Below are 23,231 nucleotides of genomic sequence, written 5' to 3'. Positions count from 1 at the left end.
GGTATCGGCGCGCGGAATAGGTGTGGCTGCCGTGCGACTGAGGCGAACCGCGTTGAGCTATTGCCGTGGTGGTTTTAGCAATGGTTTTTCTGACAGGCCAACTGCTCAACTTAATGCGGTCGGTGATGTTTCACCCTATGCAGGACGTAATGGATTTCTGCATTGCCCGGCACGGTGAGCTCAAGCGATCCGTCAGCGCGGAAACGACCCGCATAAGTGACCGCCGTCTGATTTCGTTTTCCCGACCGGTAGTCGATGCTTTCGTCATATGTCGTGAAGCTGATATGGCGCCCGTTGATTTTGACCGGCCAAGCTTTGCCGGCAGGGCAATCACCTTCGCAATCTTTAAAGATTATCGTTGGCGAAGGTCCGGGGCGGAAGTCTACTTCCACGCCTAGCAGGTCCCCGGCTTCCTCAATATACTGCACATTTGTGTAGACACCGCCCATTGAGGCGGCATCGCGGACAGGGGTAGCGTGCGCAGCCGCAGTGAAAACTGTAAATGCGACGCCTATCGACCACACCAGCTTCATTGTTGCCCCCACAAAGTTCGATCCGGACCTTACTGCTGCATGGGAGCATCGGCATGTCAATATCGTCGCTTTGAGGGCGGCAGCGCCACCGCGATGTTCTTCTTGCCTATGCCCGGTCCCTTATCGAGATGCCCGATCCCAAAATTTGCCCGCCTACGGATTTGGTGCAAAGATCGCCCTAACATCGCCTGTCGTGGCAAGGCCCTGTATTACCCGCCTAATTTTCCTTTTTGGGCATGGGGGCAAAGCGCGAGAATTGCCGGCTCAGGCCGATCATGAAGGTCGGGGATTGGCGGCTGCTGACGAAGCGGGTTTGCAGGAGCGGGGTATCGATCACCGTCACCGTGCGGGTTTGGCGGAAGAGGTCGTTGATCGAGAGGTCAATATCGATCTTCGGCGTCAGTTTGTGACTGTATTGGAGGTTCGCCTGGCCGGAGCCGGTGGTGTAGCCTTGGCTACTGAAAGATTTGCCAATCATCTTGTACGTCGCGTACAGGCGGTCGCCCTTGGGGAAGTTATATTGAAGGGACAGGCTGCCGTCCATCGATGTGCCTGACCGGACGCCGTCGATCTGGGGGTTGCGCATCTCGTTATGGGTCACGCTGGCGTCGGCATTCAGGGTCAAGGTTTTGCCGATCTGTTTGCTGAGAGTGGTGGACAGACCGAAGGCGTTTTGTTGGCGCCAGTTTACGCGCATGGTCTGCATCACGATATTGCCCAGGCCTTGCGGGTCAGGAATGATCTGCGAGACGGTTGCAATGGTGCGCGTATCGCGGCGCCAGAAGCTTTGGACCGTGTAGTTCAGCGTCTTTCCGTTGAATTCGTAGCGCGCCTCGATGGCGTCGTTTTCCTGCGGTTTCAGGTCCGGATTGCCGGCTTCGACGGAGGTATCCGACGAATAGACGATATGCGGATTGAGATCGGCGGCTTCCGGGCGTTGCTGGCGATGCGTGTAGTTGAAGCGCAGCTTTTGCGTCGGTGAAATGACATAGGTGGCGTATAGGCTGGGGTTCAGGCGGGTATAGGTCACCTTGCCTTCGGTGCGATAGGTCAGGTCGTTGGTGGTGAGAGACAGCGCTTCGCCGCGCACGCCGACCAGCACCGTCCAGCGGGGCGTAAATTCGCGCTGGAAGGTGGTGTAAAACGCCGACACCACCTGATGGGAGCGGAAGGCGTTGGTCAGCAACGGGTTGGCGATCAGGGTCGCGTCGTCGTCGCCGGGGCCGAAAACCTGGGTGTGGCGGCTATTGTCATCGATATCGACCTCTGCGCCCACGGTCAGCTGATCGTCGCCGACGGGAGTATTGTATTCGGTGCGGAGGGTTGTCTTGCGCCGCTCTTCATCGCGGCCATAGGTCTGTATCCGGGTGCCGACATTGGCCGGGATGGTCGAGATCAGGTAGGTATTGGCGCTGCGGTCATCGCTTTGGGAGGTGTTTCGCGCCACGCTTGCGTCGATTTTCAGCGTTTCGTCGGGCTTTTTGCCGTAATGGGTGTAGTTGAACGACAGGCCTTCGCTTTCGTTGACGAAGCGGCCCTCGTCGGCCTGGTCGAAGCGGTTGGTGATCTGGCCATTCGTCCCGATGGTGGTTGATTGCGACGCATTGGTCACGTCCGAAGGCGTGCGGTTGTAGTTGACGGCCGCCGCCAGGACGTCATTGGGCCCGGCATCGTATTGCAGGTTGGCGACGAGGAACGGGCCGCTGTACCGGCTGCGGCCCTCGCTGTATGAGGTCGAGGATTGGGGCGGGGCGGCGGTGGTGTCGAACGCCGTGGTTTGCGCGCTGGACCGATAGGTACTGCCGCCATCGGAATAGCTGGGCATGAGCGTCAGGCTCCACTTGCCCTTGGTTATGCCGAGAAACCCGGCCTCGAAGTTGCCTTTCGGTGCGCTGAAACTGGCGCTAATGACGCCAAATATCCCGGCGGGCATGTTGCGCTGGGTGTTGATATTGATGATCGGGGCGCCGTCGCCGGAGGAAAATTGCGAGCCCGGATTGGAAATGACCTCAATCGTCGAAATATAGGCCGATGGCATGGATTTCAACGCCAGGGCGCGATTGTCACCGGACAACATCAGCGACGGGCGGCCGTTCAGATAGACGACGACATTGCGCCCGTGATAGGTCACCTTGCCCGAGGGATCGACATTGACGCCGGGGATTTTATTGAGGGCGTCGGCCGCCGTGCCGGTTTGGGCATCGACATTCTTGGTGACGTCATAGACTTCGCGGTCGGCGGGGGTCTTTTTCTTGCCGGTGACGGTGACGGTCGTGCTGTCCGGGGCGGGCGTGGCCGTCGTATGGTCAGTGGTTTCGGCAGGGGGCGTTTGGGGATCGGTTGTTTGGGATTGGTCTGTCTGAGTTTGGGCGGTGGCCCGCAGCGCAAACCCGGAGCTGAGGCACGTCACAGCCAACAGGATACGGACAGATGATTTCACGATGGCCCCCTCAGTCTTTGATCGGCTTAGACGACTGACGGGCGCCTAAAGCGCCGATCACACAGCGTTGGTCCGATCACGCCATCGCTTTTGGGTATGTTGTCACCACAGAATACGCAGGGTGACTTGGATAAAGCAACCTTTTCGCGAGTTTTGCGGCACAATTAAGGGTGTAAATTGGCGTAATTTCGTTCATTCTAAAGCGGTATCATCAGACGGAGGGGAAAATGCCGCTTAACGCTGTCAGGACATACGGGATCTTATCGCGGCAGGTTGTGAAGCCGGCGGGACGTGCCTATCTTGAGTTTTCGGAGGGCTCTATGATTATTCTGATTTTTATGCTGGCGCTTGTGGTCGGCGCGCATGTGTTTCCCAACAGCGCTCCGGGCCGCTGGTTACGTGACCTGACAACGGGCGGTTGGCGACGCGTGGTTCCGGTCGCCATTGTGCTTCTGGGCTTGACCTTGCTGATGTCGGCTGCACCTGAATTATGGCCACTTGCGGCCGGTCTTGATGTGTCGTTGATCGCAGATATCCTGATGGCCGCGACGGTCGTGCTGGTGCAGCTTAATCTGAGACGTGTCCGTTCTGTTGTTCGGCGGGCTGCCGGTATGGTCACCCGCACTCTGCGCGCCATGCGGCGACCGCGTACCCGTCAGAGACGCAAGGTAGCCGCGCGTCGTGGCACATCTCGCAACGATGACGATGCGCCGGCTTTCGCTGTCGCCTAAGGCCTTAGAAACGGGCGTTGAGCCAAACCCGAATGGATCGGCGGATCGCCGTGCTCGAAAAGTCGATAATTTACATTCGGCCGGTCGCTACCGTTGAGGTGCCAATGATGGACCACCGTTTGGACTAGGGGGCGTTTGGGGCGCAGACTCACCCAAAACACACGTGTGTTTAAACCTTTGGTTATCGCGGCAGCTTATGATGGAGAAAAGCCAGTCCGGGGAGTAGCGATGATCAGCGTATTTTACCTCACGGGGGCGCCCGGGGCGCCAAAGATCGCCGAAATCCAGTTGGACCCCACGCACACCGTGCCGGACGAACCGGTGTGGATCGACCTGTATCAGCCGACGGCCGACGAGCTTCGGCTTCTGCCGCAGACGCTGAATATCGCCTTGCCGAGCCGCGAGGAAATGTGGCGCAATCACGCGCTGGGGCGCATGTACACGCGCGACGGCACGTCGTACATGATGGCCGCCGTGCTCGATGACGTAAGCGACGGATGTATCCCAAAGACCAGTCCGGTGACCTTTATCCTGACGCCGGATTTTCTGATTACGATCCGCGACATAGACCCGAAACCGTTTCTGAAATTTCAGGAAGATTTGTTGCTCAATCCGAAGCGCTACGCCACCAGCGCCGACGTCATGGAAGGAATGGTGGAGGAGATCATCACCCGCGTCGCCGCCGACCACGACCGGGTGATCAGGGGGTTGGACGGGCTGTCGCGGCGCATCTTCGGCGAAAAGGCGTTTGAAGACCAGCGCGGCAACCCGTCGCTGGCCATGCGCGGGGTCCTCAAGGAACTGGGCTTCACCGCCGATCTGAACTCCAAGATCCATGAGAGCACGTACAGCCTGGTGCGGCTGCTGACCTATTTCAAGGACGACCACGAGCCCGACAACATCGTCATCGGACGCGATGCCGAACGGCTGATCAAGGATTCACGTAGCCTCTCGGACCAATCGGCCTTTCTCAATGACAAGATCAATTTCCAGTTGGAAAGCGCGCTGGGCATGATCAATGTCGAACAGAATCTGATCGGCAAGATCCTGTCGGTAGTGGCGCTGATCTTCCTGCCGCCGTCTCTGGTTGTGGGTTTTTACGGCATGAACTTCGCCAATATGCCGGAACTGCATTGGAAGTACGGCTATGTCTTCGCGATCGCCGTCATGTTGCTCTTCGCCGTGATGCCGTGGGTGTATTTCCGGCATAAGAAGTGGCTGTAGGTGGGGGGAGGAGAGTTCCGGTTTAGTGAAAAGGTTTCGGTGATGGAAATGCCTGTTTCATTTTTTGAAGGAGCGGATCGCTATGCTCGCTCAAGCTGAATGGGAGGGCTACAGCTTGATACCGTCAGAGCGACTGGATGGGTGGAAAGCGAGCTAACTTTTCAAGCGCCAGTTCGTCGTGTCCGTGAACAACAAAGACTTTGCTTCGGCAAGGATGGCTAGCGGAAAAATGGGTGGCCTCGGGATAATAGTCGTCAATTCCAAGGGAGCTAAGATGAAATTGGGACCGGAGTGTCTCCCGGGTGAGCTGACTGATCTCAGCGGCTTTCATTCTTACGATTGGGGTATTCACCGGAGTATTCTCAGTGCTTTCGGCGACAAGAATTTCTTCTACAACGCCATCATGGATCGACTCGCCTTCCATTGTAGCCTTTTCAGTTTCAATCATCACAGATGACCTGCCGGCGACGATAAGATCCCCCGCCTTGATATACCAATCGGAGAGGGCACCTTTTTCCATTGCGGGAGAAAGCGCGGGCATAAGTATATCATTCACATTGATTTTCCCCGACAATTTCCAAGTTTGCATACGCTGCTACGACCTTGGGGATGCAAGGGGCTTTTGCAAAGTTCGCACGCCAAAGTAGATCAATGGCCGGAACTGTGTTACGCGTATGAAGGCATGGGGGGCAAAATGAACAACTTACGGGAACGACTACAGGTCTATCGCGATCGTCATGATCACGAATGGGTGCTTCTGTCAGGTCGCATCAATACCCTAATGACGTCGCAGTCATTTCTAATTGCGGCGTGTGCTGCCCTTTACGTCAACCGTGTCGGGAATGAGCACAGTAGTGGTATTATCGCAATGATCGCGTCGGTCGCTATCTTACTCTGTTTCATGGCGTCCCTAGTAATCGTCATCAACTGCCGGGTAATTTTGGATTGGCATATAGAGGCCAACCGACTTTACAAGGAGGATATGAACCGCGACCTCGCGGGTTACTACATTCCTCGAGACCAAGCCGACTTCAGGCATATCCTCACGACAGACATATTCAGCACATTGATCCCCCTTAGTCTCGGCTTTCTATGGCTAGAGGCATTGTGCCTGACCCTTGAGTTCTCACCGCTGCAGCCTACAAGTTGGCCTGTAGTCGGCTCATGGGGCTTGCCGAATTCCAACCAGTATTGGGTAGCCATCGGCATGCTTACTTGGGCAGGCATATTATTTGCACTTCATCTGTTCACCAGCCTACATAGCCGAAAACGGCGCGGAGGCGCCTCTGCGGCTTAATGGAGGCTGGCCGTGAACCAGTCCATCGATGTGGCGGCCAGCCATGTCATCATCACGAAATTCCGTGGCCCTGCAATATGACAAGAGCGCCGATTGGCTCTCATATGTGGAAAGAACGCAGAGCATTTCGGATTTGTATTTGCGATAGGCTATAGCTATGCTCGCTCAAGCTGAATGGGAGGGCTACAGCTTGATACCGTCAGAGCGACTGGATGGGTGGAAAGCGATCGGCAGCTATTTCGGTCGTGACCGGACAACGGTCATGCGCTGGGCCCGAACACGCGGACTACCTGTTCGTCGGTTGCCGGGGGGTAAGACCGCCACGGTTTTTGCCCTGACCACAGATCTGGCGCAATGGGCTTCCCAGCAAACAGGTCTTGACGACGATATGCCTGATGCCATCACCGGCAACGCACCCACGCATAACTTTCAGCGTCACTGGCGGCTCGGCAGCCTCGCTTTATTGGTGGTGTTGGCCTTCATCGTGATCGCCGCCCTGGCCTGGCCACGCGGATCGAACATGGCGACATCGCCCGAACTACCCAGTGATCCTGCCTTGAGTACGCTCTATCTTCAGGCCCGCGATGACTGGGCGCAGCGCAAGCCCGAAAGCCTGACACGCGCCATCCAGAATTTCGAGATCATCACGCAAAAAGAACCCGACTTTGCCCCGGCCTGGTCGTCACTGGCCGATGCCTATATTCTGGCGCGTGAGTTCGGCACAATGCCCGACAAGGTCGCTTTCCCCAAGGCCAAGGCCGCGGCTGAGGCGGCGCTCAAGCGCAATCCCGATCTGGCGGGGGCGCACCGGGCCTTGGGCTTCATTCTCTACTGGTGGGACCGCGACCCGGCAAAAGCCGGCGAAGCCTTTCGTCGGGCCAAGGCCTTGTCATCGCGCGATGCCCAGACGGCCTTCTGGTACGGCAATATTCTGGCTGACAACGGCCAGTCAGTGGCGGCCTTGCGCGAACTCAATACTGCGCGTTTGATCGAGCCCGGTTCCGTCGCCATTCAAACCGATCTGGCCTGGGCGCTTTGGGCGTCCGGACGCGAAAGCGAGGCGCGCACGGCGCTCGATCAACTCGCGCGGCAGCATCCCGATTTCGCCGTCATCTATGATTGCCAAAGCCTCATCAAACTGGCCGATGGCGACTATGTTGGCTACGTGCAGGATTTCACCGAATACGCGCGCCTTACCGACGACAAGGCCATGCTCGACCATGTCGCGCAACTGCGGGCCGCGCTTAAAGTCGGCTCAGCCGATGTGCAGACGGTTCTCATGGCGCAGGCGCTGGCCGAGATTGAGGCCGGCGATCGCCGCACCCACATCTGGCCGGTGTTTCTCGCTTCTGTTGCGCAAGACCGCAAACAGGTCGTTGACCTGTTAAAACGTGCCGAAGCGCGCCAGGAAATCTGGGGTGGCGCCGGCATGACTTCGCGCGTTACACGCCTGTGGATGGACGATGCTGAGATCATCGATCTGGTCCGCCGGCGCAAGGCGAAGTCCATAGAATAGAATTGACGACACGCGGCGCCGCCTGCGCCGCAGTTTGCACCGCGTCCGCGCCCTCATAAACCACCCCTTGCAACTATTTGCGACATGGGCAAAGCGCTCGTGATCGCTCACCCTTGCCTCAGATCAGGCCATCGCCAACCGATGGAAAACGCTGATCGGGCAGGAAGATCAAGCATGGAACAGATATCGCGCAGGGGCCTTATGGCTGGCGGTGCGCTATGGGTCGCAGGCGCCACAGGCAGTAGGGCTGCCACCCCAAGCTTCAAGCCGTACACGGTGATAAAATCGGCTTTGCAAAACCGTCAGACGGCCATCTTTAATGTGGCGGATCTGGGCGCTACGCGCACGCTTGTGCTGCTGCTGAAGGGAGAGATCACCGAAGTCCACGCCCATCGTAATGGCCTTTATCACACCAAAATACCGGCACGCTCAAGCAGCCTGGCAAGTCTAGCACCCGTCGATTTCAATCGCCTGATAACAGCCGCCGGCGGGGTCAATCAGCCGGTAAACGGTGCCCGCGAGACGAGATTTTACGCTCTTTATAACGCCCTGCGCGCCGAAGCCGCGACGCCCCTTGAAGCCGTGGTTCGCGTCGCCGACAGCGCCCTCTCTCTACAATTTAGTGACGATCCGTTTTTCCGTCCGTGGGCCTTTGAGTACCAGCCTCACGGACAAATCTACGCCGCCAATTTTTCCGGCGTTCGCGCCGCCTGGTCCATCGGAACACCCTCATGACACATCCGCTTTCCCGTCTTCTGCTTCTCAGCACTACCCTCCTGACACTGTCGGCCTGCGCGGGTACGACGCGTCATGCCCCGCTTGCTTTCGAAGCTTCAGCCCCTTCGGATGACGCCGCGAAGATGCGACTGGCCTCATCTGCATTTATGAACGGTGACAACACAAACGCCATGGCGCGCTTTGGCGATCTGGCGGCGCGCAATCCCTTCGACCCCAATCGGCAGACCCTGCTGGCGCTCAGCTATCAGCAATCAGCGAACGGTGAACCCGAAGCGCTGGATATGGCGATGGCCGGCTATGATCTGGCGCTCAAGTCCGGTCAGGACGCCTTCTGGGCGGCGGCGCTTGCCGGCCGGGCGGCCTATGATCGCGGGCGTTATGATCAGGCTCAAGGCTATTTCGCCAGGGCCGTGCTGATGCGCCCCGAAGACAGCCGCGCATTTTTGGCGCTCGCCACATCCGCCTATATGGCCGGTGATCCACAGGTGGCCAGCCTGGCGGCCGATCGCGTGGCCGAATTGTCTGCTGACGGTGAAACCCGACAGGCGGCTTTGCGCATCGGCGCCCTCGCTTATGCTGCCAAGGGCCAGCAAGCGACGGCCTGGACGCGCTACGAAGGTTTCAGCGCCCTGTCTCCCACAGACGCCAAGGCGGTCTTCCTGCGCGTCAACGAGCTGGTGCGGACGCAGGACACGGAGACGCTGCCGCAAACACAGGCCACGCCCGATTTTGCGGCGCCCGATCAGGTTTCGGTCGATGTCGCCATCATCCTGTCGCAGACCCTGCAAAAGGACTCGGTCGGCCTCAACCTGCTTGATGGGCTTCAGGCGCAATATGGCCATCAGAAACAATCGACCAGCACCGACGGCAATGTCTCACGCACCATCACCGAGTCGATTTCCATTCCGCAACTGACCTATAATCTCAATCTGTTCAACCGGTTCGGCCAGTATTATCAGGTGGTGGCGCGGCCCATGTTGACCGCCTATCGTGGCGAGCCATCGGACTTCTTCGTCGGGCGTTCGGCCAAGGTGGCCGTTGGCGGCGTCAATTTCGCCCAGCTTGAGAATGTCGATATCGGCACGCAGGTCAAAGTGACGCCGTTGGAGATCAGCGGCGACCGCACCAAGCTGCGCATCGAGGTCACACGGTCCTTTCTGGCCAGCGAGCCGGCAGGCAATTTCGCCGAGGCGCTGAACACCTGGCGACAGACTGTGGCGACCACGGTTGAGGTCAAGTTCGGCTCCACCCTGATCCTTTCCGGCCTTTCTGAGAGCGTGCGTGACGCCACGGGCTCGAAAACCCCGCTGATGGGTGATGCGCCGGTGGTTGGCTCCCTGTTCAACAAACGCATAACCACCAATCGCCGGGACTCGGTGCTGGTCCTTGTGACTCCTGCGCCCTCACAGGCCTTTGCCGGGCCGGCCTGGTCGCGGCCGGCCGATGTCGAACGCCTGATCGACCTGTGGGGCACGGTCATCGCGCCGGGCAGCGACATGGCCATCATCACAGCGGGCCTTGGCCACGCGCGTCTTTTCACCCGGGCCAAACGCGATGACGGCCGCCTGACATGGCCCAACTTGCCGCGCGATCAGGGTGAAATCCTCAAAGACCTCCTTCTGCCGTAACTCCACACACCACAAAGGACTATCGTCATGATGAAACATCTTCTGACCGCCACTGCTTTATGTGGTCTGACACTTGGCGCTTCGCCCGTTGTAGCCGGGCCTGTCATAATCGAATCCATTCGCAGTCAGAACTTCAATGAGTACCAGAATGAAGACCGGCCGCCATGTTCTGAGCTGTATAATGATCCGGGGTCTTACAGCTCCAGTGCGATTGTGTGGAAGCCGGGCGACGATGCCATCTATTTGTCCGGTGAAGGCAAGATGCAGTTTGAGGTCTATGCCCACTGGCTCGACACCTGGGAGGACGACAAGAACAACACAAGCCTGACCGGCATACCTGAAGCTTCGGCGAAATATCTCAAGGGCTTTAGCGGCGTCAGCAATAACCTGCGTGGCTGCGGCGCCATCGGTTCGGCGATCATCGAAATTACTCTTGGCAGGGTGCCTCAGATCCGCAATGGCTTCCTGAAAATAGCCGATGCACGCAGCATTCCGATCAGGATTTATAACAAGACCGCTTATGACACCGTATGGGACGACAACAATTTCGCCACCGGCGACGCGGCCAGTGTAGAAGGCTCATACCAAAGCGCGCTGGCGGAATATAGCCGTACCCTGCCTACGCGTCAGGCCGAGTACGAGGCCTGCCTGGCTGCCGAAGCGCCCAAAAAAGCGCAGTACGAAGCTGAGCGTGCGGCTGCTGAAGCGCAACAAAGGGCCAGCGGCGGCACCAGCGTCACCATTCCTGGCGCTTCGGGCTTCAGATCGCAATGCCGGGCGCCGACGCCACCCAAACGACGCACCCCCTTGCCCGAGGACAACACGATCGCCGCCTGTGCGGATTCACAAGGGCTGGACAGCCGGATTGTTGGCCGCCGCCTGGTCATGACCTTACCGACGAATGGTCTTAGCGCCGACTGTGCACGCAAGCATCTGCGCCTGAATTTCGAGTATGGCGTTAATCCAACGCCTTATGGCGTCATCCGCAAGATTTCCGGTATAGGGCCTCCGCCCGTGACCTTTACCCATAGCGGCAACGGCCCGGTGCCCAGCTTCAATATAGTGGCGTCTGCGACTCAAGGCTATTACGGCAAGGTCAACTTCCGGCCGGAGGAACTGCAGGGGCTGGTGGGGGAATACAAACGCCAGATCACCGTGAACCCAGGCGGCGAGATCCTCACCCTGACGATCAAATCCACCCCCGACTACGGCGTCAAAACCTTAAAACCGCCGCTAACCTTGCCCAATGCCATTGGCCGCCTCAACTCGTCTCTGGCCCTGACCGTTGATACCGTGCAGGCCACCTATCCCGGCCAGGTCTTCGTTTGGCAGGTTTCAGGCGATGGCGCTCAAGGCTGCTTCACAAACCTCCGCGGCGAAACCACGCCGCCGGCGAATGTCACGCAGTTTACCGTGGCACTCACCGCCACAGAAGCCGCAGGCTGTGCAGGCAAAACCTTCACGGTCACCGTCGGGCCACGCGATCAGCCAACCGGTACAGTCTTCGCCCGCACGGCCAGTTTTGTACTGGAGCGGTTAAACGCCCCCCTTCTGAAAAACAGCGACAAGCGCCTCACCGGCGCTCAGAACATCACCATTCCCCGCCCGTAAACTCCGGTCACTCGACCGGCCCTAAGCCCTGGAGATCACCATGCGAATTTACAAAAAAACATCAGTGCTGATAGCTGCCTTACTGGCCGTGCTTGCCGCGACTTTTGCTATGACGCTTTACACCAGCCCGTCTCTCGCGGATGGCCGGGCCGGGCAATGCGACGATCGCACGATCAGCGACGCCATTCAGGAAATCATTGGACGACGCCCCACCAGTTCGGGCACCGGTGGGGAGTGCAATGCTCAGCGCTATGGCACCACCTGGCCCAACATCGCAACGCTCAAACAAAACATCCGCAGCAATTTTTTCACCGGCCGACACGCCAGTGAGATTCTTGCCCGCGAGCGCTGCTTTGGTGCGCAGGGGCAAATGTGCAGCGCTCTGGCCGTCGGCCTGTCGGAAGGCGTCAAGGCTGGCCGCACCGTAAATTCCGACGGGACGTTCAATATCTACACCTCGGTCGGCAGCATCAATCACGACAATTGCTGTCTTGCCAACCCTAATGGCAAGATGTGCGGCGGCAATGCTGCGGCCAATGACCCCTTCGGTAACGGTAATGGCAAATGCGTCGCCGAATGGGACAAGGCGTGGTGGAATGCTCTCGATGGCCGCGCCTGGTCGGCGCGTTTCGACCCGCGCGCCGTGCCGAACCTGGCGATCGTTTCCAACCCCAGACAGGCACGATCACGTACGGGGCAGGAACTGGTCCGTTTCGAGACCGTTGCGACCCGCAATCTCAAGGCCCCACGCGGCCAGGCGCTCGATGTCGGGGATGATGAGTTCTGCGCCAGCGGCCAGGCTGACCGCAAAAGCGCCTTTGGCAAGTCATGGATCGAATGCAGATAACTCATGTGCAGGTCCCGCTGACGCCGGACCTGCTTCAATAGCCGGAGTAATTCAATGCGAAATCATGTCTTCTTTGTCCTTGGCCTAGTGAGTGCCGCCGTGATTTTCATATATTTTGGCGAAGGCGCCGAGGCTGCTTCCAACTCAACGGCAGGCCCTGTGACAGACCCAAGTCGCGTAGCTGCTCTTGAGCAAAAAGTGCGTAATATCGAGAGCCTTTTGGCGATTAAGGACATTCCCGGCAAGGTGTCAGAACAGGTGGGGCTGGAGGGTAGTGATCGCGTCACCATGAAAGGTGGCAAGCGAGTTATTGTCGAAGCGGGCGACGAGATCAGTTTTACAACAGGAGATGCGTCTCTGACTTTAAAAAAGGACGGAAAAGTCACACTAAGGGGTAAAGGAATCTCAATTGTTGGCGACGCTGTTGACGTCAATTCCTTGGCAAATACCAGCATGAAAGGCTCCAAAGTCGTCGGGAATTAGCCCGTCGACCGATCCCGCAACTCGGAATTTTAAATCGATCAGAAGGGGCTCGGCGGCGTGGGAACTCAACGCGGTTGTGAAATGCACCAAATATCGCTTTCAGGGGTGGCATAATTAGCGTGCGCTTCCACAATGTGCGCCAAATGCGAACGACCGAGTTTGGCCCTTGTATGGACCGGCTACCCATCGCAAGTGAGCCGGGGCCTTAATGAGTATTGCCCTCAAAAACAATCCGACTCTGGCAAGTCGGCGCTCTGCACCTGTGATGTCCGGTTTCGAGCGCGCGACGCCGTTTTGGCCCAAGAGCGGCATCGTCTATCGCGATTTTGCCGCTTCTATGGCATCCGCTGCGTCGTCGAGGCCGCGCAGGCGAGCCGCTTGCGCTGCGGTCTTGCCGTGCGGATTGCGCGTGGCGGGATCAGCGCCACGCATCAGCAACAGGCGAGCGACGGAGGCTGCCTGATCCTCGTCGTCCGGCAGGCAGAAGAGCAGGGTGGGGGCATCGTCGCCGGGAAGGCTGTGCGTGATGCGCGCCGGGTCTTCGTCGAGGACGCAGGCCAGGCGGTCCGTCAGGCCCAGCCAAGCCAGGCCGCGCACGTCGCGGCTGAGCGGCGCCAGCCAAGCCGTCAAGTGCGGGTGGCCAAGGACGCGCGACCATGTCAGCGGCGTGCCCTGCCATTTGCGTTCGCGCAGGTCTATATCGGCGCCGGCCGCCAGCAGCTTTTCAACGGTGGCCAGAGAGCCCGATTGCACGGCGCGGTGCAGCGGCGCAATGCCGTCATGATCAAGGCCGTGGGGCGAGGCGCCGAGGTCGAGCAGCAGGCCGACGGCCTCTGCATTGCCAAATTCCGCCGCTGCCAGCAACGTGCCGGGATGCCGGATCAGACCTGGATCTGCGGCAAGGAGGGTTTTGGCCGTGTCGGCATCGTGGGCCAGGATGGCTGCCCGAAAGGCGTCGAGCCCCTTCAGTTGTGTGACTGTTGCGCCGTGACGTTGCAGCAGGGCCGACATCTGGCCGAATCCCGACAACCGTGCCATGATCTCGACCGGGCGTTTGCTATAGCCGTTGACCGCATTGGCGTCGGCGCCGCGCGCCAGCAGCCACTGAGCGCGCTCCAGGTGGTTTTGGCCCACGGCATTGCCGAGCAGATAGTCGAGCGTGCTTTGCCCCATGTGGAAGCCTAGTCGGCCTTCGCCGCGCATCCGCCAGGCATCGGTCACGCCGGCGGCTTCGGCATAGCCCCATAGGATGTCGTACCAATGGGTGTCGGCGCCGACAATCGAGACATTGTAAAGCGACTGGGAATCGTAAGCGTCGGCGCCGGAGGCGATCAACAGGTCGAGAAGGGTATGGACTTGGGGGTGGCTGGGCCGGGCACCTTCGCCGAGACGGATGGCGCCGGTCAGCACCTTGAACGGCGTGCCCCAGCCGTCATCGAACTGGAAGTTCGGGTCCGCGCCGGCTTCCAGGAGCTTTTGCGCGATGAGAACCGCATTGGCGCCGTCAAGCCGGCCGTAGGTGACATAGGCCAGCGCCGTCCATTGTCGGCTCCCGCCGGTGCGAGTGGCGGCTTTTGCGTCGCGGGCAAGGAAACGGTCAACGGCTTCGATAGCGCCGCAAATGGCTGCCGTGAACAGGTTTTCGGTGGCTATCGAGGGGTCGCGGGCGAGGATGCGACGGGCGACGCCGACATCACCTTCCCAGGCGTGCCCAAGCACCAACTCGATGCGTTCGGCCCGATCGGTGCGGTCGAGGGCAAGGTCGTCGAGCGCGGCCCTGAGCGCCATCCAACTGGCGTGGCCGTATTCACGCGCCACGGCGTGCTGAATGTCGCGCAAGGCGGGCGCATCCGGCGCCTGTGGCCAGGCTGCGGCCAGTCTTGCACGCGCGGTGGCGTCATCGGTGCGGATCGCCTTCAGCCAACGCTTGGCGTCTTTTTTGAGAGTGTCGAGTGTGGTCTTGGGGGTAATGACCCGGGACATGGAAAACCTTCCTTCCATAGCCAGACGTCCGCTTACGAAAGGCCGGAGGGACAGGTTCGTAAGATATCAGGTTCGGGATGGATGGGAGCGTGCTCCCTTGCCGCGGACAGGCGGCGCTCCAATGGCGCGCTGGGGTAACAATATGAAGGGGTGGCGCGTTTGTCAAATGGCTGTCGTTCAGCCTTCGCTAAAGCTCCGACTGGCCAGTTGGGCGCTCAGGCGAAGTCGGGGCAAGGCTCTTTGCGCATTTTGAGGAACGGCTGAATTTTGGCGTCATGTCCGAAATCGTCGGATAAATGTCGTAAGAGACATTTGAAATCCAGCATAGGTTCAGACGATGCAAATACCCCTTCGGCAAGCCCCCCTTCGGCACATTGGCGTGTTGGGTTACGATGGTGTCGCGGCCATCGACCTGACCGGCGTTGTGGAAGCCTTTGCCATTGCGGATGGTGGGGGCTGGCGCGGGGCGCGCACCGTTTATGAGACCCGGATCGTGGGACTGTCGCAAGCGCCTTTTACCGCCGAATCCGGGGTGCGGATATTGCCCGATGTGACGCTTGAGACCGCGCCTGCCTTCGACACGATTGTCATACCGGGTGGCGAGGGTTTGCGCGAAGACGACACCAATGCCGCCATCGCGGGGTGGCTGCGGACGCGAAGTCCGGATACGCGCCGTATCGTGTCCGTCTGCACGGGCGTGTACGGATTGGCGGCCAGCGGCTTGCTTGACGGCCGCCGGGCAACGACCCACTGGCGTCATGCCGCGGCGGTGGCGCGTCGCTTTCCCAACGTCACCATTGAACCGGACGCCATATTCATAAAGGACGGCCCCTTCTATTCGTCGGCGGGGATGACGGCCAGTATCGACCTGGCTCTGGCGCTTATCGAAGAAGATCATGGACCGGCCCTTGCCCTGTCCACGGCGCGGCAGCTCGTCGTCTATATGAAGCGATCGGGCGGGCAATTGCAGTATTCGGAACTGCTCAGGTTCCAGACGCGCGCCGGGGATCAGTTCGCTGAGCTGGTGGCATCCGTGGCCCGCGATCTTGCCGGCGATTGGTCGGTCGAGACAATGGCCGGGCAGGTGGGGCTCAGCAGCCGGCAATTTGCGCGGCGGTTCAAGGCGACCTTTGACATGGCGCCGGCCGCCTATGTCGAATGGCTCCGCCTCGATGAAGCGCGGCTTCTTCTGTCCACGGGCCAGCGCACCATAGCCCGGATTGCGCACATGACGGGGTTCCAAAGCGACGATGCGTTCCGCCGGGCGTTCGAGCGGCGGTTTGGCGTGCCCCCAAGCGCCTACCGCGACCATTTTACCTCCCACACAGCCAATGAGGATTCCGATGAAATCGCAACATCTGCTTAGTCTTGTCGCAGCCACTGTTCTGGCCGCGACCCTATTGACCGCGATGGCGGAACCCACGCCGCCGGAGTCGGGTGAACCGCAATATGACGCCAAGATGCGCCTGACGCTTCCCGCCGATTACCGCGACTGGGTCTTTCTGAGCTCTGGCCTGGACATGAGCTATAGCCAGGCGCCTGCCATGTCAGGCGCGCACATGTTCAACAATGTCTTTGTGCCGCGCGCGGCCTATCTGGCGTTCAAGGCCACGGGTGTGTGGCCGGACAAGACCGTGATCATGCTCGAAAATCGTGGTGGCGCAAAGGACGTGTCCATAAACAAGCGCGGCCTGGTGCAGACAGGCGAGGTCATGGGATTGGAAGCGCATGTCAAGGATGCCCGTCTCGACGGCGGGTGGGGCTTCTTCAGTTTTGAAGACGGTAAGCCCGCCGCACAGATTGCGCATACGGCGGCCTGTTACGCCTGCCATCAGGATCATGCGGCGGCGGATACAACCTTCGTGCAATTTTATCCGACTCTGCTGCCCTTTGCGACCCAGCACGGCACGCTGAACCCGAAATACCTGTCGGAAATCGCCGCAAGCAAAGGCAATTAAGCGCGGAACATAGACGCCCTTACGACGGTTCAAGGGCCGGTCAATGAGGGGCGAATGCGAAGTTTGCCCAGCAGAGAGCAAGCCTAATTTCGCACAAAGGTGCCAACCGGCTTTGCGCCCTTTTCGCCTTTTTGCAGTTCGATCACAAAGCTTTCCATCGTCTCGGACGGGCGGCCCCAGTCGCGATAGAGCCGGACCGTGACGCTGGTGGCGCCGTTGCGATTGAGCACATCGGCGGCATAGACATTGGCCAGGACCTTGTATTCGCCCGCCGGCGCCATATGCAGCAGATATTCTTCGGGGCCGTACCCGCGTGTCATATCGTTGGATAGCCGCCCGCCGAGTTGGCTTCTCGGATTATTGTAGATCACGCGTTCGCCGGAGGGTTCATCGACCCAAAGATCCATATCGGTCTTGTCCGTGTTCCATTCCAGCGTGATACGAATATCGACATCCATCAGCGCGACCAGTCTGGGGTCAATAATATCCGCCAGGTCGGCGGCGGGGACGCCCAGAGCTTTGAGCTGGGCAACCAGGTGGTTGGCCTCCATCAGGGAGATGATCTCGATACCATCGTAGTCGGCATTCCATGGCGTCAGCACCACGTTCATCAGCAAGCCTAGCGCACGTTTATAGGTCGCGATGGCCGCCGCCCGGTCAATGGTTTTAGCCGCCAGTTGCTTGTCGGTCGCCTCAATCAGCACCAGGGCCAGATTACGTGTCGCCTGAGGTTTTTCCGGTGTCAGATCGTGAATGCGTTCATCCAGCCAGATGGCATCGCTATAGTCGCCATAGCGCGCCAATCGGTCGGCGGCGATAATCTGCGTATCGATATCGCTGGCCGGCAGGTCGAGCGCGTTGCGCAGTATGGCGGCGGCCCGGGTGGCATCCCCCTTGCGGAACACCCATTCCGCGACATCGAAATAGAAGCCTGGGGTATCGCCGAACGCCTTTTCCATCTCATGATAGGTCGTGTCGAACCCGGTGGTGTCGCCCGGCTTCACCGCATTCAGGGCCTTCAGATACGGCCGCTCCGGATTCCATTCCGCGGTTGTGATGCTCATGCCCGTGTTACGATCACCACCGCCCGAACGGTCGATGTCGACACCCGCAAGGGCTTGCGGACTTTTAGCCACAGATGCGTTGAGGGAAAGGTCAGCATTTTGCGACGAGATGTATCCCCCAGGAGCGGACGGCATCGGCGCGGGCGGTACGGGCAGGGGAGGCGGCGGCGCCATCGCAGGCGAAGGCGGGGTTTCTCTGGGCTGAACCGCGGGTGGTGGCGGTGGCGGCGCGTCGGCGCGCCGAGTCCCCGTTACCGTGACTATGCCCGCGATCGGGGCCACCTGCGTAGCTGTGCCTGTCTCCGTAACTGTGCCTGTCGGGGCGGGCTCAGACGCGAAGGCTTTTTTCGCTTGCGCCAGGGTTTTGTACTTAGCGGCGTACCAATCTTTTTGTCCGTTCCACTGGCCGAGAATAGCGTCGAAGCGCTTTGCTTTTGCCTCGGCGTCAGTCTTGGCGATCTGGTCGCGGGCCTGCACATAAGCCGTCCAGATAGACTTATCGATGTCCGCCGGTGGCGCGATCTTCGCCCGCGCATAGTCGCCGCCGGTTTCCAGGACAATGAAGCTGACATCGGGCGTCGCCACACTGTAACGCCGTGCCAGGGCAAGCCCCTTTTCGCGATCCGGCGCGCCACTGGCGTTGAGCCGGTCGATCAGGCTCGCGCCCCATAAGGCGCCCGCCCCATCATTATCCACCGCCTGAGCCAGGGTATAGGTTTGTTGTCCCGTGCCGTAGTCCACCACCAGCTTGCCGCCGGTCGGCGCAGGACCGAAGACGCGATAGCTGTCCGTCCCCATCGGCCGGATGGCATAATCGACCGGACGACCGTCGGCGTCCGTCAAATCCCATAGCTTCGGTCCGCGCATCATGAGTTGCGTCAAGGCGGCGTCATGGCCGGCGGTCAGATCGGCGAATACACCGCCATTACGGCCCGCCAGTGTGCGCAGCACATCGCGGTGCGCCGATTTCGACGCGCTTAGCGTCAGGACACGACACGGCCACTTACCGGCCTCAAAGGCATCAAGCGTCACACTGCCGTCTGACACCAGAAGGCAGACGTCCGCGCGTCCTGGCAGAACTTTTGCCAGACCGGCATAGCGGGTCGCACCGGCGTAATTGGCCTCCAGCAAGGCCTTTTTCACCGCATCGGGTGTGGGCGCGTCGAAATGAACGGTTTGCGGCGCGTTATCGGCGAAGAGTATCAGATCGACGGCTTGCGGTTTCACTTGCGCGATATAATCGGCCACGACCTGTGCTTCCGCCTGGGTATCATCGTCCCGATGCGAGCGGGACGCATCCCAGTAGAGACGCAAGGTGTGCACCGGGCTTTTACCGGGAGATTGGGCAGGCACCACAAATTCAAAGAAGGCATCGCCATTACGATGACGCATGACGGCAACGTCGTCCGACGCCTTGACCGCCACGACAATCCGTTTGGCCAAGAACAGGTTTTGGCCGCTATAGGGCATGGTAAGCCTGCCCTCGGCCAGGACGGGCGCGCCGGAGCGCAGCTCATCCGGCGTATCCATCATGGCCTTAACCGTTGCGGGTACACTGATGTCGAGACTGACCTTATCCACCCGATAGGCTGTAGACAGGGGCAGCTCAAACCGGCTATCCGCCCCCAGCGGTGTGACGTAACGGACCCGTATCGTCCGGCCTGACTGTGGCCGGATCGGAAAGACATGCGTGCGGAACATGTTGCGCGCGTCAACTTCCGCAAGCCCAGGATCAACGCCGGCGCGCACACGCTCCTCATAGGCCTCCCGTGCCTGGAATTTCGATTGCAAGACGCCCTCGACCATCCCGCCGTTAACATCGAGCGCATAGCCGGTGACATAGGCGTCCGCGGGCAGTTGCAGGCTGAAATCGCCTTCGAGCGTCGCCCCTGTGGTATTGGCGAAGGTAATGGTCAGGGTCGTTTGCGCCATATGGCCGGCCATATCGACACGGGCATCGAGCGTGGAAATGCGTAAGGAGGTTTCATCGCCGACCGTGCGATCGGTCCGAGTATTATGCGCCTTCAAATCCAGTGCCGGCGTGTCGGTCAGACGGGGCTCATCCGGCGCCGGTTTGCCAGTCGGGCGGACCTCCACAGGTCGCAGCAGCGGCGTCGTGGCGCCCGCAACCGCCGTTACGCCCAGCGCGATACCTATAGCCAGCCCGGCCGCGCCACGCTTCAAAATTGCTGAATATGTCATGATTTCCTCCCCGTTTCAGGAAGGATTGATCCGTCATAATGGCAAACTCATGGCCAGCTAATGGCGAGGGCCGGGTAGGGCCTTCATCGATGACAGGTCTGACCTGGCCTCTAATGGCGTGTGAAGGATTTCGCTACCTTTGGCTGAGTTTTGAATCGGGTGCGGCGACTTGCAACCATCGGTTAATTGCGCGTGACAGCTCCCTGTTAACGGGATAGATTGTCCAAAACGTCCCAGAGCCTGAGGGCTCCGGGTAGAACGTGTGCATGCCTTGGGGGGCGAACATGACCTATACCTTATCGCGCCGTAAAACGGTTTTGAGCGGCTGTATGGCCGGCGCCCTGGCGCTGGCGGGGCGTGCAAAGGCGCAGTCCGCTGCTGCGCAATCGGACACGGCGCGGTCGCCCCGGCCCTCGTTCGATACCTTTATCAAAAACCCTTATACCGAATTCTTCTGTATCTCGCCCGACGCCGGCAAGATCGCCTTCGTCATGCAAAAGGGCGACAACAAGATCCTGGCCTTCATGGATATCGATGGCGGCAACAAGGGCACAATGAACATGGGCACCGCCAAGGTCAGGCGCCTGGCCTTTGCCGACAACGACACCTTGTTGCTGGAAAATTCCTCGACGACCAGCCTGCGTGAGTTCACGGCGAACAAGATCGAAGCCTTCCTTGCGCACCTGATCAACGTAAAAACGCGCAAGATGACGACGCTGTTCGAGGGCATGGAGAATTTCTACCCGATCGTCGTGGGTGATCTGGGGGTCATAAAGGTGAATGGCGAGACGCGCGTCACCGCGTCCAGCATATTGATGGACCATGATCACGGGGTATATTATCGCCCGCTATACAGCTTTCCGACCCAGGGTGGGGTGGCGCATCTGATCACAACCCTGTCCGTGGAGACGACGGATGTGGTGCTGAAATCCGATGGCACGCCTGCCGCCTATGCCGAATATGACGCAGTCAATTTGCAATGGCGGCTGTTTATCAATACCAACGCCGCCGGGGCTGCGCCACGGTGGAAACTCATCTACACTGCAAAGACCAACCGGTTCAAAATCGACCTGGCCGGGCTGGGGCGCACGGATGAGACGCTCAGTATCATTCTGTACGACGATAAGGGGGCCGGCGACTATTACGAGATCGACGCCAACGGCAAGCTGAGCGAGCCCCTGTTCAACGGCGATGACGCCGCCGATTATTCGGCGCTTTTCCACCCCCGTACCCGGTATCTGGCCGGATTTCGTCTGCATAAGGACTGGGTCGAAAACCACTATTTCGATCCGACGCTCAAAAAAATCAGCGATGCGCTTATCTCGGTGTTTGACGAAGGCGACCATGTCTATATCGACAGTTTTGCCGACGACGTGCGTAAGGTCATCGTCTACGCCGAATCCAATGTCGATGCGGGCAGCTATTATTTCATTGATCTGTCGACGGGCCTGGCGACCTTCCTGGCCAAGAATTATCCGGACATTCCCGTCGACTGGCTGTCGCACAAGGACATCATCTCCTACATCGCCGGCGACGGGCTGGCCATTAGCGCCTATCTCAGCCTGCCGCCCTACGTCACCGCCAAGGCATTGCCGTTGGTCGTCATCCCGCATGGCGGTCCAAGGGCGCGCGACTATGCCGATTTCGATGCTCAGGTCCAGTGCTTGACCGCCGCGGGCTATGCCGTGCTGCAACCGAATTTCCGTGGCTCAATCGGCTATGGCGCCAGTTTTGTTCAGGCGGGAAATGGCGAATGGGGCCGCAAGATGCAGACCGATCTGTCGGACGGGGTTCGTTACCTTGTCGGCAAGGGGTTGGTCGATGCCAAGCGCGTGTCGATCATGGGCGCCTCCTATGGCGGTTATGCGGCGCTGGCCGGCGCGACGCTTGACCGGGGCGTGTACAATGCCGCGATCGCGATCGCGGGCGTGAGCGACCTCATCACCATGATGGAATTCGAGCAAGCGAACAACAACTGGCAGAACAATCCCGAGGTCAGCTACTGGAAGGACCTTTACGGCCCCCGGGACGGCTGGGCCGCCATTTCCCCGGCCCGCCAGGCCGCCAATGCCTATTGTCCGGTCCTGATCTTCCACGGCCGTGACGACAGCATCGTGCCATTTGAGCAGGGGCAACGCATGGCCAATGCCTTGCGCGATGCGGGCAAGACCTATGAGTTTGTGCCGTATGAAAAGCAGGATCACAATGAAAGCAACCAGGCAGACCGCGTCGATATGATCAAACGCTCGCTCGATTTCCTGGCGAAATATAATCCGGCCTGATTGCTTTGCGAAACGTGCTCTTACGCGAAGCTTTGCGTTACATTCATCGACGTTAATTTCATCCGTCAATAGGTTGGGCCGGTGGCTTCCCCGCCACTTAGTCACGACAATGTCAGTGGGTGGAGCGCCTCAGCATGATGACCGTCGCGCGGACATCATCACCCTGCGGAAGCGCTTCACGGCGACAGGATGACCGTAACCCGGTAAGGCGCCTTACCGGGTTACGGCTTTTCGTTAAGGGGAAGTGCAGCGCCGACCTGTCTGCTTTGGGGGCAGAGATGAAGTCCGGTTATGCCCATGAGCGGAAGTTCCCCAACAGCGGATGGATTATTTTTAAGGTGGCCTCGGCATTCGCGGGCGGTCCTTGTCAAAGGTTAATTTTTATCCTAAATAGGCGAGCATGGCGGATTTATACTGATTTCCGATTGGTGGGCTTTGTCAAGCTATTGGAAATTTGCAGCGCTCCGGCTTTAATAGCGGGGCGGGATTCGTCGACTCGCCTATCAGGACGCTTCGGCACTCCTATACAACTTCTTAAAAGAATCCTGTTTATAACTCGACTCTTGGCTGTATGCCTTATTGACGGCAAACTTCTATGTCACATATCGTTCACAACTACCGAGGGAGTATCGCATGAAATCCGAGGATCTTATCTAACTTACCCGTCTCCTCTGTGCGAAGGCCCGATTTAATC

Annotated in this window: 16 protein-coding genes; 11 read left to right on the top strand and 5 right to left on the bottom strand. The window is 59.3% G+C overall.

Features of this window, described 5'->3' with window-relative positions:
- Positions 1–110: 110 nt before the first annotated feature.
- Together AEAC466_RS42155 and AEAC466_RS42150 are read right to left on the bottom strand one after the other, a co-directional pair.
- Complete coding sequence (locus AEAC466_RS42155) at positions 111–533, bottom strand: hypothetical protein (RefSeq protein WP_023460039.1); 423 nt, start codon at positions 531–533, stop codon at positions 111–113.
- A 217-nt stretch (positions 534–750) separates the two neighbouring features.
- Complete coding sequence (locus AEAC466_RS42150) at positions 751–2,973, bottom strand: TonB-dependent receptor (RefSeq protein WP_023460038.1); 2,223 nt, start codon at positions 2,971–2,973, stop codon at positions 751–753.
- A 320-nt stretch (positions 2,974–3,293) separates the two neighbouring features.
- Here AEAC466_RS42150 and AEAC466_RS42145 point away from each other — a divergent pair, with 320 nt between their 5' ends.
- Both AEAC466_RS42145 and AEAC466_RS42140 read left to right on the top strand, forming a co-directional pair.
- Positions 3,294–3,704 (top strand): hypothetical protein, encoded by a 411-nt coding sequence (locus tag AEAC466_RS42145; RefSeq protein ID WP_155913879.1) that lies wholly within the window; start codon positions 3,294–3,296, stop codon positions 3,702–3,704.
- Between the two features lie 228 nt (positions 3,705–3,932).
- Complete coding sequence (locus AEAC466_RS42140; RefSeq protein WP_023460035.1) at positions 3,933–4,928, top strand: magnesium transporter CorA family protein; 996 nt, start codon at positions 3,933–3,935, stop codon at positions 4,926–4,928.
- A gap of 124 nt (positions 4,929–5,052) precedes the next feature.
- On the opposite strand, the gene AEAC466_RS42135 is transcribed toward AEAC466_RS42140, so the two are convergent.
- A complete protein-coding gene (locus tag AEAC466_RS42135; protein WP_235074366.1) occupies positions 5,053–5,469 on the bottom strand; it encodes a biotin/lipoyl-containing protein in 417 nt (138 codons plus the stop codon).
- 913 nt (positions 5,470–6,382) lie between these two features.
- On the opposite strand from AEAC466_RS42135, the gene AEAC466_RS42125 reads away from it, so the two are divergent.
- The 6 genes from AEAC466_RS42125 to AEAC466_RS42100 all read left to right on the top strand — a co-directional run bounded on the left by AEAC466_RS42125 (position 6,383) and on the right by AEAC466_RS42100 (position 13,048).
- Positions 6,383–7,741, top strand: a complete 1,359-nt coding sequence (locus tag AEAC466_RS42125; protein ID WP_023460032.1) for a tetratricopeptide repeat protein — start codon at positions 6,383–6,385, stop codon at positions 7,739–7,741.
- Between the two features lie 174 nt (positions 7,742–7,915).
- Complete coding sequence (locus AEAC466_RS42120; protein WP_023460031.1) at positions 7,916–8,476, top strand: hypothetical protein; 561 nt, start codon at positions 7,916–7,918, stop codon at positions 8,474–8,476.
- Positions 8,473–10,107 carry a tetratricopeptide repeat protein gene (locus AEAC466_RS42115; protein WP_023460030.1) on the top strand — a complete coding sequence of 545 codons (1,635 nt, stop codon included), beginning with the start codon at positions 8,473–8,475 and terminating at the stop codon, positions 10,105–10,107. Before AEAC466_RS42120 ends, AEAC466_RS42115 begins: the two co-directional genes overlap by 4 nt.
- A gap of 27 nt (positions 10,108–10,134) precedes the next feature.
- On the top strand, positions 10,135–11,718 hold the full coding sequence (locus tag AEAC466_RS42110) for a hypothetical protein (protein ID WP_023460029.1): 1,584 nt from the start codon (positions 10,135–10,137) through the stop codon (positions 11,716–11,718).
- Positions 11,719–11,758: 40 nt separating this feature from the next.
- Positions 11,759–12,565 (top strand): hypothetical protein, encoded by an 807-nt coding sequence (locus AEAC466_RS42105; RefSeq protein ID WP_155913877.1) that lies wholly within the window; start codon positions 11,759–11,761, stop codon positions 12,563–12,565.
- 54 nt (positions 12,566–12,619) lie between these two features.
- A complete protein-coding gene (locus tag AEAC466_RS42100; protein WP_023460027.1) occupies positions 12,620–13,048 on the top strand; it encodes a hypothetical protein in 429 nt (142 codons plus the stop codon).
- A gap of 315 nt (positions 13,049–13,363) precedes the next feature.
- On the opposite strand, the gene AEAC466_RS42095 is transcribed toward AEAC466_RS42100, so the two are convergent.
- Positions 13,364–15,031 (bottom strand): ankyrin repeat domain-containing protein, encoded by a 1,668-nt coding sequence (locus AEAC466_RS42095; protein WP_023460026.1) that lies wholly within the window; start codon positions 15,029–15,031, stop codon positions 13,364–13,366.
- Between the two features lie 337 nt (positions 15,032–15,368).
- On the opposite strand from AEAC466_RS42095, the gene AEAC466_RS42090 reads away from it, so the two are divergent.
- Both AEAC466_RS42090 and AEAC466_RS42085 read left to right on the top strand, forming a co-directional pair.
- Complete coding sequence (locus AEAC466_RS42090) at positions 15,369–16,397, top strand: GlxA family transcriptional regulator (protein ID WP_023460025.1); 1,029 nt, start codon at positions 15,369–15,371, stop codon at positions 16,395–16,397.
- A complete protein-coding gene (locus AEAC466_RS42085; RefSeq protein ID WP_023460024.1) occupies positions 16,375–16,989 on the top strand; it encodes a cytochrome P460 family protein in 615 nt (204 codons plus the stop codon). Before AEAC466_RS42090 ends, AEAC466_RS42085 begins: the two co-directional genes overlap by 23 nt.
- Before the next feature lie 83 nt (positions 16,990–17,072).
- Here the strand turns inward: AEAC466_RS42085 and AEAC466_RS42080 are convergent, their stop codons facing one another.
- A complete protein-coding gene (locus AEAC466_RS42080; RefSeq protein WP_023460023.1) occupies positions 17,073–20,255 on the bottom strand; it encodes a VIT domain-containing protein in 3,183 nt (1,060 codons plus the stop codon).
- A 284-nt stretch (positions 20,256–20,539) separates the two neighbouring features.
- Between AEAC466_RS42080 and AEAC466_RS42075 the strand changes: the two genes are divergently transcribed.
- Complete coding sequence (locus AEAC466_RS42075) at positions 20,540–22,537, top strand: alpha/beta hydrolase family protein (protein ID WP_023460022.1); 1,998 nt, start codon at positions 20,540–20,542, stop codon at positions 22,535–22,537.
- Positions 22,538–23,231: the final 694 nt, after the last annotated feature.

The organism is Asticcacaulis sp. AC466, from assembly GCF_000495815.1.
Lineage (GTDB): Bacteria > Pseudomonadota > Alphaproteobacteria > Caulobacterales > Caulobacteraceae > Asticcacaulis.
Note: the sequence above shows the minus strand (reverse complement) of the source record. Positions and strands in the feature narration are given on the sequence as shown.

What these genes read in the sequence shown, in the direction of transcription:
- AEAC466_RS42155 (WP_023460039.1), bottom strand. Translation starts at nt 533, where the DNA reads ATGAAGCTGGTGTGGTCGATAGGCGTCGCATTTACAGTTTTCACTGCG.
- AEAC466_RS42145 (WP_155913879.1), top strand. Translation starts at nt 3,294, where the DNA reads ATGATTATTCTGATTTTTATGCTGGCGCTTGTGGTCGGCGCGCATGTG.
- AEAC466_RS42140 (WP_023460035.1), top strand. Translation starts at nt 3,933, where the DNA reads ATGATCAGCGTATTTTACCTCACGGGGGCGCCCGGGGCGCCAAAGATC.
- AEAC466_RS42135 (WP_235074366.1), bottom strand. Translation starts at nt 5,469, where the DNA reads ATGCCCGCGCTTTCTCCCGCAATGGAAAAAGGTGCCCTCTCCGATTGG.
- AEAC466_RS42125 (WP_023460032.1), top strand. Translation starts at nt 6,383, where the DNA reads ATGCTCGCTCAAGCTGAATGGGAGGGCTACAGCTTGATACCGTCAGAG.
- AEAC466_RS42120 (WP_023460031.1), top strand. Translation starts at nt 7,916, where the DNA reads ATGGAACAGATATCGCGCAGGGGCCTTATGGCTGGCGGTGCGCTATGG.
- AEAC466_RS42115 (WP_023460030.1), top strand. Translation starts at nt 8,473, where the DNA reads ATGACACATCCGCTTTCCCGTCTTCTGCTTCTCAGCACTACCCTCCTG.
- AEAC466_RS42110 (WP_023460029.1), top strand. Translation starts at nt 10,135, where the DNA reads ATGATGAAACATCTTCTGACCGCCACTGCTTTATGTGGTCTGACACTT.
- AEAC466_RS42105 (WP_155913877.1), top strand. Translation starts at nt 11,759, where the DNA reads ATGCGAATTTACAAAAAAACATCAGTGCTGATAGCTGCCTTACTGGCC.
- AEAC466_RS42100 (WP_023460027.1), top strand. Translation starts at nt 12,620, where the DNA reads ATGCGAAATCATGTCTTCTTTGTCCTTGGCCTAGTGAGTGCCGCCGTG.
- AEAC466_RS42095 (WP_023460026.1), bottom strand. Translation starts at nt 15,031, where the DNA reads ATGTCCCGGGTCATTACCCCCAAGACCACACTCGACACTCTCAAAAAA.
- AEAC466_RS42090 (WP_023460025.1), top strand. Translation starts at nt 15,369, where the DNA reads ATGCAAATACCCCTTCGGCAAGCCCCCCTTCGGCACATTGGCGTGTTG.
- AEAC466_RS42085 (WP_023460024.1), top strand. Translation starts at nt 16,375, where the DNA reads ATGAAATCGCAACATCTGCTTAGTCTTGTCGCAGCCACTGTTCTGGCC.
- AEAC466_RS42080 (WP_023460023.1), bottom strand. Translation starts at nt 20,255, where the DNA reads ATGACATATTCAGCAATTTTGAAGCGTGGCGCGGCCGGGCTGGCTATA.
- AEAC466_RS42075 (WP_023460022.1), top strand. Translation starts at nt 20,540, where the DNA reads ATGACCTATACCTTATCGCGCCGTAAAACGGTTTTGAGCGGCTGTATG.